A 14946-nucleotide genomic window follows, 5' to 3' on the forward strand; every position below is an offset into this window, starting at 1 on the left:
CGCGCCGGCCAAAGCCAACACCTTAAAGGGCAACCACGGCCGAGGCAATCGGCGCGGCGCTTACAGCGCGGCCCGCAGCCCGATGAAGAAGCGCCGGCCCGGTGCCGGCTCGAAGTAGCGTCCGTTGGCCTCGTTGACGATCACCGAGCCGATGTAGCGCCGGTCGGCTAGGTTGTCGATGCGGCCGAACAGGTAGAAACGCGTCGGCCCGATCCGGAAGGCATAGCCCGCGCGCAGGTTTAACACGGCATAGCCCGGCGCCGCCTGGGTGTTGAGGTCGTCGGCATAGACGCGGCTGTCGACGCGCAGCTCGGCGCCCAGTGTCAGCGGGGCGACGGGTCGCCACGACAGGTCGGCGGCCAGGCTGTGGCGCGCGGTGCCGGGCAGGCGGTTGCCGGCCGCCACCGCCTGGCCCTGCGCATTGATAAAGCCATCACCAAAGTACGCATCGAGCCAGGTATAGGCCAGCCCCGCTTCGATCCGGCTGCCGCCGCCCTGGCCCGGGGTGCCGACCTGCCCGAGAAAGCCGCCGCGCCAGCCCAGCTCCAGCCCGCGCCGGCGCACGCCGCTGACATTCTGGAAGACGGTGCGCCCGGCATTGTTCGATTGCGGCACCACCTCGTCATGGCTGTCGGCATCGAACAGCGCAGCTTCCAGGCGCTGCCCCGACCCTTGCCACTTGATGCCGATCTCGCCCTGGCGGCTGGTCGATGCCTGCAAACCGAGGTTGCTGCCGACGCCGCCGGGACCGTAGGCGACCTCGGTCAGCGTCGGGGTTTCGAAGCCGCGGCCGAGGTTGGCGTAGACGTTGAGGGAATCCAGCGCGTGCCAGACCACGCCAAGCACCGGACTGACATTGCTGTAGCTGGCGTGGCCACTGTCGTCGGGGCTGGCCGCGGTGATGAAATGGTCGTCGATGCCCAGCCGCACCCGGCTGGCGCGCGCCCCGCCCACCAGTTGCCAGGCCGGATGGAAGCTCCAGTCGAACTGCGCGAAGGCGCCGAGGTCGGTCGCGGTATTGGTTTCGTCGCGGCGCAGCGCCCCCTGGCTGCCGTTCTGGTTGACGTAGCCGTTGCGGCCGTCGCGCATGCCGTTGGCTTCGAGCCCGGCGCTCCACAGCAAGGGCAGACCCGCGGCAGTGGTGGTGCGCCGGTTCCAGGACAGCGCGGCACCGCCGAACGTGCGGTCGAGGTCGACGATGCCGCCGGACGACGTCGGCGCGGCGCCGCTGAAGCCCAGCCGCTGGTACAGGTTGCGCGTGCCGCCGTACAGCCGTGCCGACAGGCTGTCGGTGCCGCTGACCTGGTGGTCCACCACCACCCCGGCCTGCGCCTGCTCGACGGTCTTGCCGGTATCGAACTGGGTGGCCGCGGCCACCGCCTGGCGCGGGTCGGCATCGGCCTGCGCGCGGGTCAGGCCGAGCGGGTCCTGCGCCAGCGGCTGGTTGAAGTAATTGAACTGCCCGGTCACGCGCGTGCCGCTGGCCGGCTGCGCCACCACTTTGGCATTGAGCTGGTAGCGGCGCGCCGCGCTGTGCTCGCGATAGCCGTCGGTCTGGTAGGTCCACGCATCGAGCGAGCCGCCGAGCCGGTCATTGCCGCCGGCCAGCGCCACCCCGGCCTGCCACTGGCCGTCGGCGCCGAAGCCGGTCGAGACGCGCCCGGTGAACCCATCCGTGGGCGGATCGGGCGTGAACACCTGCACCACTCCGCCCGAGGCATTGCCATACAGCTGCGCGAACGGGCCGCGCAGCACTTCGACCCGGCTGGCATTGGCCAGGTCCGCCGTCGAAGCCTGCCCCTGCCCGTCCGGCATGGTGGCGGGAATGCCGTCGACATACAGCCGCACGCCGCGCACGCCGAAGGTCGAGCGCGTGCCGAAGCCGCGCACCGACAGTTGCAGGTCCTGCGAATAGTTCTGCCGGTCGCGCACCGCCACGCCGGGCACGCCGGCGAGCACCTCCGACAGGTTGACCAGCGGCGTGGCGCTGCGCAGCGGATCGACCGGCACGCTGTCGATCGCGGCGGGCGCGTCGAAGCGGCGCTGCTCGCTGCGGGTGGCGCTGACCACCACGTCGGGCAGGGTCTCGCCGGTGGCCGCGGCAACGGCCGTGCCGGGCGCATCCGCGGCCCGCGCCGCGCCGGCCAGCGCCAGCGCCGCGCACGCCAGCGTGCGCACGGCAAGGAAACGAGAGGGGGGACGGCGCTGTGGCCGCACCGCCGGGATCTGCCTGCCGCCTGGGTTCATGGGAATCGGAAGCGGTTGCGGGTTGGGGCGCGGAGCCGGGCAGCGCCGGGCGTGAGCGGATATAGCGCAACTTTATCCCGGCCGACGCCATGCTGGCTACGCGCGGCGCCGCCGGGAAAACCCGTGGATCGGCTGGCGGAACCGCCCCTCGGACGGATATTCAGAAAATTTCAACAACTGATTGCAGGAGCGCCCCTGCCAGAGGTGTTCCATCCCCCTACACTTCCCTCACCAGCCGCCGCATCGCCCATCAAAACAAGGAATCGATGCAGCACAAGCTTATTCAGATTTTCGGAATTAAAAGGACCCGATATCATGACTACCGCCTCCACCCGCGTTGCCATCGTCTATCACAGCGGCTACGGCCACACCGCCAGGCAGGCCCAGGCCGTCGCGCGCGGCGCAGGCCGTGTGGCGGGCGCCGAAAGCCTGCTGATCCCGGTCGAAGACATCGACCAGCACTGGGATACCCTGGAACAGGTCGATGCCATCATCTTCGGCGCGCCGACCTACATGGGCAGCGCCTCGGCCCAGTTCAAGGGCTTTATGGACGCGACCTCGCGCAACGTGTTCGCCAAGGGTGGCAAGTGGGCCAACAAGGTAGCCGCCGGCTTTACCAACGCAGCCTCGCGCTCCGGCGACAAGCTGGCCACGCTGCAGCAGATCGCCATCTTCGCGGCGCAGCACGGCATGCACTGGGTCAACCTGGGCCTGCCTCCGGGCCACAACAACTCGAAGTCGACCGAGGATTCGCTGAACCGCCACGGGTTCTTCCTGGGCGCGGCCGCGCAGTCGGATGCGGATGTCAGCGCCGAGGTGGCCCCGCCGCCGGCGGACCTGCGTACCGCCGAGCACCTGGGCGCGCGCGTGGCCGAAGTGGCGCAGCAGCTGGTGGCAGGGCGGCAGGCGCTGGCGGCACTGAAGGAAGCTGCCTGAGCCGCACGTCAGGGCCGGGCCAGCCGGGCCCGGCACCGCCACAGCAGGGCCAGCAGCGCAGCGGCCAGTGCCAGTTGCTGCAGGCCGGCACGCCACACCGCATGCCATGGGAAGCGGTCCGCCCAGGCGAAGCGCGGCGCGTTGGCGTAGTCGTGCGGTAGCACGCCGCGATAGCTCATGATGCGCGGGACGAAGAAGGCACGCCACTCGGCTTCAAAGCGGTTCACCTGCGCCATGTAGCGGGCATAGCGCGGGGCGTCGTGCCCCGCCAGCCGGTCCGCCGCCAGCAGCAGTGACAGCGGCGGCGACAGCCATCCCCAAACTTCCGCGTGCTCGAACCGCTGCGCGCGCACGTTCTCGAAAGCAGCCGCGATCGGCTCGATCCGCGCGGCCTGTTCGAGGTAACGCGGCATGAACGACACCGGCCAGGTGTGCTGGCGCTGCACGGCGGGGGTCCATTGCAGGTTGGCGCGATACCATGCCTGCACCAGTTCCGTCGTGGCGGCTTCGGCCGCCTGCTGGGCGGCGCGCATCTGCACGATCGCGGCCAGCCGCGAGGGCATCGGCGCCACGCGATCAGTCGCGGCCGCGATCACGGCGGGCGCGCCGAAGGTGATGACCGCCCACAGGCCCAGGCCAGCCAGCACCGCCGTGGCGGCGGAACCCGCCAGCAAGTTCAGCCATGCGCTGGCCGCACTCCAGAACACGACGAACGCGGTGAGGCAGAACACCCACGCCGCGAAGGCGCGCAGCGTCGCCGCCGGATCCAGCAGGAACGCCAGCAGCGAAGCGAGCACCGCCACCATCCACACCGCGCCCGCCCGCACCGCCATCGCGGCAAGCAGCAGGCGCCAGCCGGCCGCGCCCTGCGCCAGCGACATCCGCCACGTGCCCTGCTCGCGCTCGCCCTGGACAATGCCTGCGCCCAGGCACACCAGCATCAGCGGCACCAGCAACGCAACCGCCGTGGCCAGATCCACCATGCCGTAGCGCTGCAACAGCGGGTTGCCCAGCTTCTCCTCGTTGCGTGCGTCGGTATGGCGGCTTTCCACGGTGACGCGGATGGCTGGCGGCAGCAGCTCGAGCATGCCGCTGGTCAGCGCCCGGCCGCCGGCCGCGGGCAGCAGCGCCGCCGGCGCGTGCGCCCGGGCAAAGCGGAATGCGGCCATGGCGGCCTCGTCCGGCGCAGCGGGCAATGCGTGCGTCCCGGCCTGGCGCAAGGCGGCCTCGGCGCTGGCTTCCAGTTGCTGGAACCGGTCATGCCAGGCGCGCGCGCCGAGCCCCGAGGCAAGCGCGCAGGCGCACAGCGCGATGGCGAACAGCAGCAGCGCCCAGCGGGCGCCCCGCGCGGCGCACAGCGCGCGCCATTGGGCGCGCAGCATGCGCCCGCTCTCGTCGATGACATTCATGGCTGCATCCTCCGCAGGGAACCGTACAGTGCGGCCACGACCAGCACGCACCACCAGAGCAGGCACGCGATCTCGGGCCACGCCGCGCGCAGCGCGAAGCCCGCCGGCGGCATGGTGTAGGCAAAGGGCCGGATCGCCCGCCACAGCGATGCGCCCGCATATTTTTCCTCGAACGACGTCAGCCCGCGGGTGTGGCTGGCATCCCAGGCATCGATGGCGGTATTGACCGTTTGCCGATAGCGTTCCGCGGCGGTCTCGTAGTGGCGCTGGTGCGCGAGATCGGTGCCGGCCATCTTCATGGCGAAATTGCGGATCGCCAGCGTCGGGCTGAGCAGCGCGGCCACGCGCATCACGTTCTCCTGCGCCGCGTAGCGCTGCCACAGCGCATCGAAATGCAAGGCGTGGACCCGGTCGGCGTAGGCATCGCGCTGCAGCCGGCGCAGCGGCGCCGCGCCCACTGGCAGGTCCGCCAGCCGGGACACGCCGTAGCGCGCCAGCAGCGCGGCGTCATGGCGCGCGGTGCGGGCGGCCAGGTTGCCGTCGCCCGGCAGCCCTTCCGTGTAGTCGTGCCCGATCGCGGCCCAGAAGGCTTGCGCCGAAGGCAGCGGCACGGCCTGCCGTGCCAGCGCCGCACCGACGCCGGGGATCACGAAGACAAAGGCCAGCCACAGCCCGGCCAGCGTCAGCAGCGCGCTCCTGCCGTTGGCCATCCATGCCGAAACCGCCAGCCCCAGGCCCGCCAGGATGGCCGTGTACAGCAGATAGCCGGCACCCAGTCCCCCGGCGCGCCACCACATCGCGGCATCGAGCGAGCCGTCGGCATAGCTGGCCACCACCGGCGCCGCCGCCAGCGCAAACGAAAAACCGGCGAAGCCCGCGGCCAGCGCGAGGAACTTGCCGGCCAGCAGGCTGGCAGGGGCCATGCCGGCCCCGTGCAGCATCCGCAGCGTGCCGCGCTGGCGCTCGCCGCTGACGGCATCGAAGCTGACGGCAAGCACCAGCAACGGCAACAGCGCCGCGAATACGAAGCCGGCGCTCAGGTCGCCGAAGCGCGCCGATGGCAGCGCGTCCTGCGCAGGCTCGAAGCGCGCGAGATTGCGCCGGTGCGGCTCCAGCCACAGCGCCTGGCCGAAGTAATCGCCCAGTCCCGGCTCGATCGCGGTGAGCGGCGAAGCTGGCCGGAACGCGTACAGACCGAAGTGCGCACCGCGATGCGGATGCTTGTCGCCCTGGTCGTCCCACTGCTGCCGCGTCGCGGCGGCGGCCTGCGCCAACTCGCTGGCGACGGTGGCATGCCGCTGCAGCGACACCAGCAAGGCGATGGCCAGTACCACCGCACCGAGGGCCAGCAGCGCGGCGATCCGTCCTTCCCGGGCCATCGCCTTCATTTCCTTGCGAAACACCGCGCCGATCATGACGCGCTCCCCGGTGCGCGCGCATGCGCCAGGTAGGCGGCGGTCAGGGTCAGGTGGTCGAGCGTGGCCGCGTCGAACTCGGCCACCAGCACGCCGGCGCGCAGGATGCCGATACGGTCGGCGAGCTGCCTGGCGTGGAACAGGTCGTGCGTGGCCATCAGCACCGCCATGCCCGCGTCGGCGGCCTTGCGCACGCGCTGCGCCATGTCATCGGCGGCCGCCGGGTCCAGCCCCGAGGTGGGCTCGTCGAGCAGCAGCAGCGACGCCGACCTGGCCTCGGCAATGGCCAGCCCGACCTTCTGGCGCATCCCCTTCGAGTAGGCGCCGACCCGCCGGTCCTGCGCCTCGCGCGCCAGCCCCGCGCCGTCCAGCAGCGCGGCGGCCTCGGTGCGCGACAGGGCAATGCCGGCCATCGCGCAAAAGTAGTCCAGGTTCTCAACACCGGACAGGTAGGGATACAGGGCGACATTCTCGGGCAGATAGGCCACGCGCCGCCTGACCGCGATCGGTTCGGCCAGCGGCGACAGCCCGTCCACGCGTACCACGCCGGCGGCCGGCGGCACAAAGCCCAGGATCGCGTCGATGGTGGTGGTCTTGCCCGCGCCGTTGCCGCCCAGCAAGGCATAGACGCAGCCCCTGGGCACGCGGAGACGGAGGCCGTCGACCACCCGACGCCCGTCGCGCAGCACTACCAGGTCACGAATTTCAAGCATGTGTTGTCTCCGTCGGGCAGGTCAGAAGAAGTAGCGCGCCGCCATGCCGAACTGCCATGTCGGCTGGGGGGCCACCAGCAGCCCGGCCGCCGATCCATAGGCGGCCTCGGTCGAGAACCGGTGCGGCTGCAGCACCGCGAACAGCGACAGCTGGTATTGCTTCCAGTCGAGTACTCCGCGCAGGTCGAAGCGCGTGTAGGCCGGCATGAAGCGCAGCTGGGTCTGCGGCGTGCCCATGTAGTACGGGATGCCGGTGGTCAGGTAGGCGTCGGCATTGAGCGTCAGCTGCGCACCTTGCAGCCGCTGCCGGTACTCCGCCCCCACCTTGAGCTGGTGCCGGGGCACCGACAGCCGTGCCCCGGTGTTGGGCAGCGGGTTGTTGGCTTCGGCCTGGATGATGTGCCCGTAGCTGGCATAGACCGACACCGGCCGCACCGGCCGCCAGCGGGCCTCGACCTCATAGCCCTTGCGGGTGGTGTCCCCCACCGAGCGGAACGATCCGTCCGCCTGTCCGACGATCTCGTCCTCGTTCAGCGTGTAATACGCCGCGGCGGTGACCGTCAGGTTGCGGGCCGGGGTTGCGGTGAAACCCACGTCGTAGGATTTCACCTTCGACGGCGAGACGTCATAAACCGTCCCGCCGGGCGCGCCCAGCGGCCCGGTCGCGCCGCTGCTGCTGATCTGCTCCGCGGCAGGCGAACGGAAGCCCTGGGCGACGTTGGCGAACAGGTCAAGCCCGGGCAGCACGGTCCAGGCCACGCCGATCTTCGGCGTGGTGACGCCGTCGAAATAGTGCGTGCTGGCAGCCGGCAGCTTGCGATTGACGATGTCGTAGTCGAACCAGTCGCGCCGCAGGCCGGCGCTCAGCTTGATCGACTCGACCGGCTTGAACTGCCCCTGTACGAACAGCCCGTAGGTCAGCAGGCTGAGCTGCTGGGCATTGACATAGTTCGCGGTCGGCGCGCCGCGCAGCCAGATCTGGCGCTGTGCGTCGCCGCGGTCGCGGCGCACCTCCAGGCCGGCCATGAGCGCGGCCCGGTCGGCGAAGGTGACATTGCCGGCCAGCCGGCCACCGAAGATATTCCGGTCGTCGGAGCCCACGGTATGCTGCACGCTGCTGGTGGCGATCCCGCGCTCGCGCTCGAACGCCTCGCCGTACACGGTCGCGTACCAGCCTTCTTCGCCATGCGCCGGCGCCCGGTTCAGCGCGAACATCGTGCGCTTGCCGCTGCCGAAGCCCGGCAGGCCGTACTGCGTCGAGCGCGGGTCCACCTTGCCCGATTGCAGGTCGCTCAGCAGCAGGTAGCCGGCGGCCGTCGATTCCGCGCGATAGTGATTCAGGCGCAGGCTGTACCTGCCCTCGCCGATCCTGGTGGACAATTTCCAGAACAGGTTGTCGCGATCGGTGCTGCCATCGTAGCGATAGCTGTGGGTGCGGTAGAGGTCGGCGACGAACAGCGACCGGATCGGTTCCGCTTCCGGCCGCAACGCATGGCTGCCCGACAGCACCAGGGTGGCGCGCCTGCCGTCGTAGCGGTCCAGCCCGATGCCGATGCTCGAGGGCACGTCGCCAGACTGGGTCTGGATCGGCACCGCGCCCGCCCGGTTCTGGTCGCCGTACAGCGCCGACACCGGCCCCTTGATGACGTCGATCTGCCCGATCATGTCCGGCGTCAGCCATTCCAGGAACGCCGGTCCATGCCCGGCACCCGCCTGGCTGGACGGCATGTTCTGCGGCACCCCGTCGACATAGACCGCGGTGTCGGCGCCGTGCGTGCCCTGCGTGGCAAAACCGCGCATGCGCAAACCATTGCCGGTGTCGCCCTGGTCGATGTTGTTGGCCACCACGCCCGGCACCCGGCGGAACATGTTGGAGATGTCCCGGCCGATATTGATGGTGGCCAGTTCGTCGGCCGTCACCACCGACACCGCGGCCGGCAGGCCGGCGCTGTCTGTGGTGACGACGCCGCGCTGGTCATGCGGGCGGTCATCCTGTGTCGCCACCACGCTGACTTGCGGCAGTATCGCGTGTCCGGTCTCGGCCGTAGCGGCCTGGCTGAGGCCGCCGGACGCCAGCGGCAACAGCGCGCAAGCGAGGGCGCGCGCGGTACCCGTGTATTCGTTGTTGTGCATGAAACCTTGCGGCAGCGCGAACGGTAGCCGCTGCGGGCACCGGGCTGGCCGTACCAATCCAGACGTAAGGAAGCCGCCCGCCTGCGATGGCGCGGGCGCGGAATCAGACGTAAAGGGAGAGTGGCGCCGTGGCGGTCAGCCGGCGGCGCGGGGCAGCGCCGGGGGCGCGCGCAAGGTGGGTGGAGACAGGAAGCGGGTACGCCACGGCGGCGCGGCGACATCGACCGGCCGCGTGCGCGAGAGCAAGCGGCGGATTACGCCAAGCAGCTGCGCCGCGATGGCGATGCCCAGGAACAGATGCAGCCTGGGCGAACACCACAGGCAATCGCACTCGGTCTCGCCGTCGGCGGGCGCGCGGTCGGTATCGACGGCGCCGGAGGTGTCAAGTATGTCCGCTGCCGCGGTGGCGGACGGGCTGGCCATCATGGCTTGCGAGCCTGGCTCAGGCACCGCATGCACGTGCGTCGCCGCCGCCCACGCCTGCACGAGAACGAGCAGGAGCATGGCCCAGGCGAGACGTACGAGGTTCGCATGCTGACGCATTGCAGGTGGCGCTGGCGGAATCGACGGGCGCCATCATAACGCAACTCAATTGCAAATGTAAGCGGAGCGCGCGCTTCCAACCCTAAAGCCCTCGCCCTTCCCGGCCGTTAAACAATGGGGTCGCAGTGGGACGGAGACGGGAGACTGACATGCAGAACCTGGGGATTCGCATACGCCTGGGCGCGGCGTTTGGCGCCATGTGGTCGCTGATGGCGATCGGGATCGCGGTGGCCTTGCCGCGCATGCAGGAAGCCGCCGATGCCCGGCGCTTGCTGATCGCGCTGGCCGCTGCAGCCCTGTGCGTGGCGGTGGGCGGGGTCTGGGCGCTGGCGCGCGGCATCGAGGCGCCGCTGTCCGAAGCCGTCCACATCGCCGAAACCGTGGCCGCGGGGGACCTCAGCCAGGAGTTCAACACCGAACGCGGCGGCGAGTTCGGCCGGCTGCTGGGCGGCCTGGGCGAGATGGAAGACATGCTGACCGACCTGGTGACACGCATCCGCACCGCCACCGACTCCATTACCGACGCTTCGCACCAGATTGCCGCCGGCAATACCGACCTGTCGCAACGCACCGAAGAGCAGGCCGCGGCGCTGCAGCAAACCGCGTCGAGCATGGGCGAGCTGACCGCGATGGTGCAGCAGAACACCGAACGCGCCCGCGCCGCCAACGGCATGGCGGCCAGCGCCTCGGGCATCGCCGCGCGCGGCGGCGAAGTGGTGGGCAACGTGGTGCAGACCATGTCGGCGATCAGCGCCAGTTCGCGCAAGGTCACCGACATCATCGAAGTGATCGAGGGCATCGCCTTCCAGACCAATATCCTGGCACTGAACGCCGCCGTGGAAGCCGCGCGCGCGGGCGAACAGGGCCGCGGCTTCGCCGTGGTCGCGGGCGAGGTGCGCACGCTCGCGCAGCGCAGCGCCGCCGCGGCGCGCGAGATCAAGCAGTTGATCGACGATTCCGTGCAGCAAGTGGACAGCGGCTCGGCGCTGGTGGGCCAGGCCGGCGCAACCATGCAGGAGATCGTCCAGGCGGTGGCCAGCGTCACCGGCCTGCTGGGTGAAATCACCGCAGCATCCGAACAGCAAAGCGCCGGCATCGCGCAGGTCAACGAGGCGGTGGCGCAGATGGACAGCGTGACGCAGCAGAATGCGGCCCTGGTGGAGCAGGCAGCCAGTGCGTCGCAGGCACTGGCGGGACGGGCGACGGAGTTGCAGCAGGTGGTGGGGGAGTTCAGGCTGTAAGGTGGGGGGCCAGCGCTGGGTCTATAGCGGGGGCTCAAACAGCAGGATCAGTCGATTAGAGTCGAAGAATTTTCTGCACGGTCAGGCGCGGTGCCGCGCTACCAGATCGCATCGCGCAGGTCAGGGGAGCTGGCGCATATGAATACCGTGACGCCGCAGAACGCGGCGCTGATGGAGCAGGCCGCTCCAGCATCACGACCGATTGTGTGCTCCCTCTCCCGCTTGCGGGAGAGGGTTGGTGCGAGGGCCGGAGTTTCTACGAAGCGAGGCCTGCGGTATGCCACCGCCTACCCTCACCCCCCTGCCCCTCTCCCGCAAGCGGTAGAGGGGAGCAAACCAGCAGCAAGGGCAGCCTTTCAGTGAATCAGGCCGCAACGCTCGCCGGCAGCACCGCCCCCACCGCCGCGACAAAGCGGTCGACGATGTTGTCGATATCCCGCGGCGTGCAAATGAACGGCGGTGCGAACAGCACGTGGTCGCCATGTACACCGTCGACGGTGCCGCCCATCGGATAAACCAGCAGCCCGTTCTGCATCGCGGCGGATTTCAGCCGCGCGTGCGTCTTCAGCGCGGGATCGAGCGTGGCCTTGCTGTCGCGATCGGCGACGAACTCCACGCCGACGAACAGGCCGCGTCCGCGCACATCGCCCAGGTTGGGGTGGCCGCCCAGCGCCTCGCGCAGCCGGGTACGCAGTTGCTCGCCGCGGGCCAGCACGTTGGCCAGCAGCTTGTCCTCGGCGATGGTGCGCTGCACTGCCAGGGCCGCCGCGCAGGCCGTGGCATGGCCGATATAGGTGTGTCCGTGCTGGAAGAAGCCGCTGCCGCCGACGATGGCGTCATAGATCCGGCGCGTCGACAGCATCGCGCCGATGGGCTGGTAACCGGCGCCGAGGCCCTTGGCAATGGTGACGATGTCAGGCACCACGCCGTCCTCTTCGCACGCGAACAGGTAGCCGGTGCGGCCCATGCCTGACATCACTTCATCGAGAATCAGCAATACGCCGTACTTGTCGCATACGGCGCGGATGCGCTTCAGGTAGTCGCCCACCGGCGGCACCGCGCCGGCGGTGGCGCCCACCACGGTTTCGGCGACGAACGCCGCCACGGTTTCCGGCCCCAGGTTCAGGATCATCGCTTCCAGTTCGTCGGCCAGGCGCTGGGCGTATTGCGCGTCGGTCTCGCCCGCGAGCCGGTCGCGGTACGCATAGCACGGCGACACGTGGTGCGCCGGCACCAGCAGCGGCAGGAACGGCTCGCGCCGCCAGGCGTTGCCGCCGATCGCCAGCGCGCCCAGCGTATTGCCGTGGTAGCTCTGGCGGCGCGCGATAAAGTGGCGGCGTGCCGGCTGCCCGATCTCGACGAAATACTGGCGCGCCAGCTTCAGCGCCGATTCCACCGCCTCGGAGCCGCCCGAGACGAAGTAGACATGATCGAGATCGCCGGGTGCGGCCTGCGCCAGGGTTTCGGCGAGCGTCTCCGACACCTCGGTGGTGAAGAACGAGGTATGCGCGTAAGCGATGGTGTCGAGCTGCGCCTTGATCGCCTCGATCACGCGCGGATGGCCGTGCCCGAGGCACGACACGGCGGCGCCGCCGGAGGCGTCCAGGTAGCGCCGGCCGGTGCTGTCGATCAGTTCGATGCCCTGCCCGGCAACGGCAACGGGCAACGGCTGGCGCGGATTGCGATGGAATACGTGGGTCATGATGAGAGGGTGGTGGCAGTGCCCGCCGCGCGTCAGCGGCGCGCGGCGGAAGGATTGTGGGTGGCAACGCGCCGCAGCACGCGGCCGGAGAAAGCGGGCAGCGCATTGCCGGTGCTGTCTTCGCCGCCGGCGGACTGTTGCCAGACCTGCGCGCCGTTGACCCAGACCCCGTCGATGCCGGTGCTGAGCTGCAGCGGGTCTTCAAAGGTGGCGCGGTCCTGCACGCGCTGCGCATCGAACAGCACCAGGTCGGCAAACGCGCCAACGGCGATCCGGCCGCGGTCTTGCAGGCCGTATTGCTGCGCGGCCAGTCCGGACATCTTGTGGATCGCGGCCTCGAGCGTCAGCAGCTGGTCTTCGCGCACCATGCGCGCCAGGATGCGCGGGAAGGTGCCCCACTGGCGCGGATGCGGGCGCGGATCGAACGGCAGGCCATCGGAGCCGAAGATAGTCAGCGGGAACTGCGCGATGCGCGCGACGTCGCGCTCATCCATGATGAAGTAGATGGCCGCTGCGGGACGCAGCCTGGCGAGCAGCGCTTCCTCATCCAGCCCGAACTCCAGCATCAGCTCATGGAAGTCACGGCCGCCCGCCGCGGGATAGCCGGTTGACCAGGTGATCAGCGTGCGGGTGGACTGGCGCACGCGGTCCAGCCGCAGCATGGTCGAGGTCGCGGGATAGGGATGGCAGTCCAGGCACAACGGCTGCAGCCGCGCGGCCTCGGCCAGCAGGCCCAGCGTTTCGGCCGAGCGGCCATGGTTGCGCTTGCCCGCTACCTTGTGGTGCGAGAACACCACCGGACAGTCCAGCGCGCGGCCGATGCGCAGCGCCTCCTCGATCGACGGCACGATGGCATCGGTCTCGTCGCGCAGATGGGTGGAGTACACCCCGCCATGGCTGCGGACCGGCTCGCACACGGCGATGATTTCCGCTTCGGTGGCCGCAGCTGCCGGTGGATAGAAAGTGCCGGTCGACACCCCGAAGGCGCCCGCCTCCACCGCCAGCCCGACCTCCTCGCGCATCGCGGCAATCTCCGCGTCATTGGCGGGTCGGTCCAGTTCCGGCATCGCACGCACGCGCAGCGTGGAGTGCCCCAGCAAGGGCACCACGTTGACATTCGCGGGCGCCGCGCGCAGCGCGTCGAGCCACTGCGCAAAGGTATCGAAGCGGAACAGAGCGGGCGGGCCCAGCAGGTCCAGCGGCTGCGGCGGCGCGCCGCTGACCAGCGGCGCCACGCTGATGCCGCAGTTGCCGGTCACCACCGTGGTGATGCCCTGCGACACCTTGGGCGTCATGTCCCGGTGCACCAGCAGGTAGCCGTCATCATGCGTATGCGCGTCGATAAAGCCCGGCGCCAGCACGCGGCCGGTGGCGTCGACGCTATGGTCCGCGGCGATGCCGCCGCAGTCGCCCACGGCAACGATGCGGTCGCCCGCGACGGCGACATCGGCCAGGCGGCGGTCGGCCCCGGTACCGTCCACGACCGTGGCGTTGCGGAAGATCAGGTCGGCGCGCCGGGGCGCGGCGGGTTGTGATGCCATGGTCAATCCTTGTCTTGCTGGCGGGCTCATTGCGGCGCGATGCCGGCCTGTTTGACAACCGCCGCCCACTTGTCGGTTTCTTGCGCGGCATAGCCGGCCAGCGCCTGCGGCGTGCCGCCGACCGGCTCGGCGCCCAGTGCGGCGAATTTTCCGCGAATGGCCGGATCCGCCAGCGCGCGGTTGAAGGCGCCGTTGAGCCTGGCCACCACGTCGGCGGTGGTGCCTTGCGGCGCCACCAGACCGCCCCACGCCACGCCCTCGAAGCCGGGCACGCCGGACTCGGCGATGGTGGGCAGCGCCGGCAGCAGCGGCGCACGTGCCAGGCTGGTCACGGCCAGCGGCCTGAGCTTGCCGGCCTTGATCAGCGGCAGGATGGTCGGCATGTTGTCGATCAGCACGTTGACCTGGCCGCCCACCACATCGGTGGCCGCCTGCGGGCTGCCCTTGTAGCCGACATGGGTCCAGGCAAGCCCCGCCTTGTCGGCCAGCAGCTGCCCGGTGAGATGGCCGGACGTGCCCTGCCCGGGCGAAGCGTAGGTGACCTTGTCCGGGTTGGCCTTGATGTGGGCCACCAGTTCGGCAAAGGTCTTCACCGGCATGTCCGGACGGACGGCGATCACGTTCGGCACCTTGAACAGCAGCACTACCGGCACAAAGGCATCGGGCCGGTACGGCAGCTTGCGGAAGGTGCTCTTGTTGATCGACAGCGTGACGTTGTTGGCGTAGCCGAGCGTGTAGCCGTCGGGCGTGGCGCGCTCCAGCTCCGAGATGCCGATCACGCCCGAAGCGCCGGGCTTGTTGTCGATCACGAACGACTGGCCGAGCGACTTGGCGGCCTCGGCGCCGAGCGCGCGCATCAGCACGTCCGGACTTCCCCCCGCCGCCGACGGCACCACCAGCCGGACCGGACGCGCGGGATAGTTGTCTGCCGCAGCGGGGCCAGTCAGGACTGCCGCGCCCAGCCACAACAGGGTAGCCAGCGACCGCCTCCGTTGCTGTCTTTGTTTTTGCATGTCGATATCCCGTTCAGTAGCTGGGTTGGCGCGGTGATGCGCTTGCAGTATAG

11 protein-coding genes are annotated in these 14946 nt (G+C 69.9%); 2 read left to right on the plus strand and 9 right to left on the minus strand.

Annotated elements, in window-relative coordinates:
- Positions 1 to 60: 60 nt before the first annotated feature.
- Positions 61 to 2247: a TonB-dependent receptor family protein gene (locus GA0116996_RS11590; protein WP_092310990.1), complete on the minus strand. Its 2187-nt coding sequence runs from the start codon at positions 2245 to 2247 to the stop codon at positions 61 to 63.
- A gap of 315 nt (positions 2248 to 2562) precedes the next feature.
- Between GA0116996_RS11590 and GA0116996_RS11595 the strand changes: the two genes are divergently transcribed.
- Positions 2563 to 3183 carry a flavodoxin family protein gene (locus GA0116996_RS11595; RefSeq protein WP_092310993.1) on the plus strand — a complete coding sequence of 207 codons (621 nt, stop codon included), beginning with the start codon at positions 2563 to 2565 and terminating at the stop codon, positions 3181 to 3183.
- Between the two features lie 8 nt (positions 3184 to 3191).
- Here the strand turns inward: GA0116996_RS11595 and GA0116996_RS11600 are convergent, their stop codons facing one another.
- From GA0116996_RS11600 to GA0116996_RS11620, 5 genes are all read right to left on the minus strand, one after another.
- Positions 3192 to 4592 carry a DUF3526 domain-containing protein gene (locus GA0116996_RS11600; RefSeq protein WP_092310996.1) on the minus strand — a complete coding sequence of 467 codons (1401 nt, stop codon included), beginning with the start codon at positions 4590 to 4592 and terminating at the stop codon, positions 3192 to 3194.
- Complete coding sequence (locus GA0116996_RS11605; RefSeq protein ID WP_092310999.1) at positions 4589 to 6007, minus strand: ABC transporter permease; 1419 nt, start codon at positions 6005 to 6007, stop codon at positions 4589 to 4591. The genes GA0116996_RS11600 and GA0116996_RS11605 overlap by 4 nt, the downstream gene beginning before the upstream one ends.
- Positions 6004 to 6720, minus strand: coding sequence for an ABC transporter ATP-binding protein (locus tag GA0116996_RS11610; RefSeq protein WP_092311002.1), 717 nt, complete (start codon positions 6718 to 6720; stop codon positions 6004 to 6006). The genes GA0116996_RS11605 and GA0116996_RS11610 overlap by 4 nt, the downstream gene beginning before the upstream one ends.
- 21 nt (positions 6721 to 6741) lie before the next feature.
- A complete protein-coding gene (locus GA0116996_RS11615; RefSeq protein ID WP_092311005.1) occupies positions 6742 to 8853 on the minus strand; it encodes a TonB-dependent receptor in 2112 nt (703 codons plus the stop codon).
- Between the two features lie 135 nt (positions 8854 to 8988).
- Entirely contained in the window at positions 8989 to 9357 is a 369-nt protein-coding gene (locus GA0116996_RS11620; RefSeq protein WP_092311008.1) for a hypothetical protein, read from the minus strand.
- Between the two features lie 188 nt (positions 9358 to 9545).
- Here GA0116996_RS11620 and GA0116996_RS11625 point away from each other — a divergent pair, with 188 nt between their 5' ends.
- On the plus strand, positions 9546 to 10637 hold the full coding sequence (locus tag GA0116996_RS11625) for a methyl-accepting chemotaxis protein (protein WP_092311011.1): 1092 nt from the start codon (positions 9546 to 9548) through the stop codon (positions 10635 to 10637).
- A 364-nt stretch (positions 10638 to 11001) separates the two neighbouring features.
- Here the strand turns inward: GA0116996_RS11625 and GA0116996_RS11630 are convergent, their stop codons facing one another.
- From GA0116996_RS11630 to GA0116996_RS11640, 3 genes are read right to left on the minus strand one after another with little or no spacing between them, the layout of a single operon-like run.
- Entirely contained in the window at positions 11002 to 12339 is a 1338-nt protein-coding gene (locus tag GA0116996_RS11630) for an aspartate aminotransferase family protein (protein ID WP_092311014.1), read from the minus strand.
- 32 nt (positions 12340 to 12371) lie between these two features.
- Complete coding sequence (locus GA0116996_RS11635) at positions 12372 to 13880, minus strand: N-acyl-D-amino-acid deacylase family protein (RefSeq protein ID WP_092311017.1); 1509 nt, start codon at positions 13878 to 13880, stop codon at positions 12372 to 12374.
- A 26-nt stretch (positions 13881 to 13906) separates the two neighbouring features.
- Complete coding sequence (locus GA0116996_RS11640) at positions 13907 to 14893, minus strand: Bug family tripartite tricarboxylate transporter substrate binding protein (protein WP_092311020.1); 987 nt, start codon at positions 14891 to 14893, stop codon at positions 13907 to 13909.
- Positions 14894 to 14946 lie beyond the last annotated feature (53 nt).

The sequence above is a fragment of the Cupriavidus alkaliphilus genome (genome assembly GCF_900094595.1).
Lineage (GTDB): Bacteria > Pseudomonadota > Gammaproteobacteria > Burkholderiales > Burkholderiaceae > Cupriavidus > Cupriavidus alkaliphilus.

Excerpts from the sequence above, each read along its gene's own strand:
- GA0116996_RS11590 (WP_092310990.1), bottom strand. The coding sequence starts at position 2,247 with ATGAACCCAGGCGGCAGGCAGATCCCGGCGGTGCGGCCACAGCGCCGT.
- GA0116996_RS11595 (WP_092310993.1), top strand. The coding sequence starts at position 2,563 with ATGACTACCGCCTCCACCCGCGTTGCCATCGTCTATCACAGCGGCTAC.
- GA0116996_RS11600 (WP_092310996.1), bottom strand. The coding sequence starts at position 4,592 with ATGAATGTCATCGACGAGAGCGGGCGCATGCTGCGCGCCCAATGGCGC.
- GA0116996_RS11605 (WP_092310999.1), bottom strand. The coding sequence starts at position 6,007 with ATGATCGGCGCGGTGTTTCGCAAGGAAATGAAGGCGATGGCCCGGGAA.
- GA0116996_RS11610 (WP_092311002.1), bottom strand. The coding sequence starts at position 6,720 with ATGCTTGAAATTCGTGACCTGGTAGTGCTGCGCGACGGGCGTCGGGTG.
- GA0116996_RS11615 (WP_092311005.1), bottom strand. The coding sequence starts at position 8,853 with ATGCACAACAACGAATACACGGGTACCGCGCGCGCCCTCGCTTGCGCG.
- GA0116996_RS11620 (WP_092311008.1), bottom strand. The coding sequence starts at position 9,357 with ATGCTCCTGCTCGTTCTCGTGCAGGCGTGGGCGGCGGCGACGCACGTG.
- GA0116996_RS11625 (WP_092311011.1), top strand. The coding sequence starts at position 9,546 with ATGCAGAACCTGGGGATTCGCATACGCCTGGGCGCGGCGTTTGGCGCC.
- GA0116996_RS11630 (WP_092311014.1), bottom strand. The coding sequence starts at position 12,339 with ATGACCCACGTATTCCATCGCAATCCGCGCCAGCCGTTGCCCGTTGCC.
- GA0116996_RS11635 (WP_092311017.1), bottom strand. The coding sequence starts at position 13,880 with ATGGCATCACAACCCGCCGCGCCCCGGCGCGCCGACCTGATCTTCCGC.
- GA0116996_RS11640 (WP_092311020.1), bottom strand. The coding sequence starts at position 14,893 with ATGCAAAAACAAAGACAGCAACGGAGGCGGTCGCTGGCTACCCTGTTG.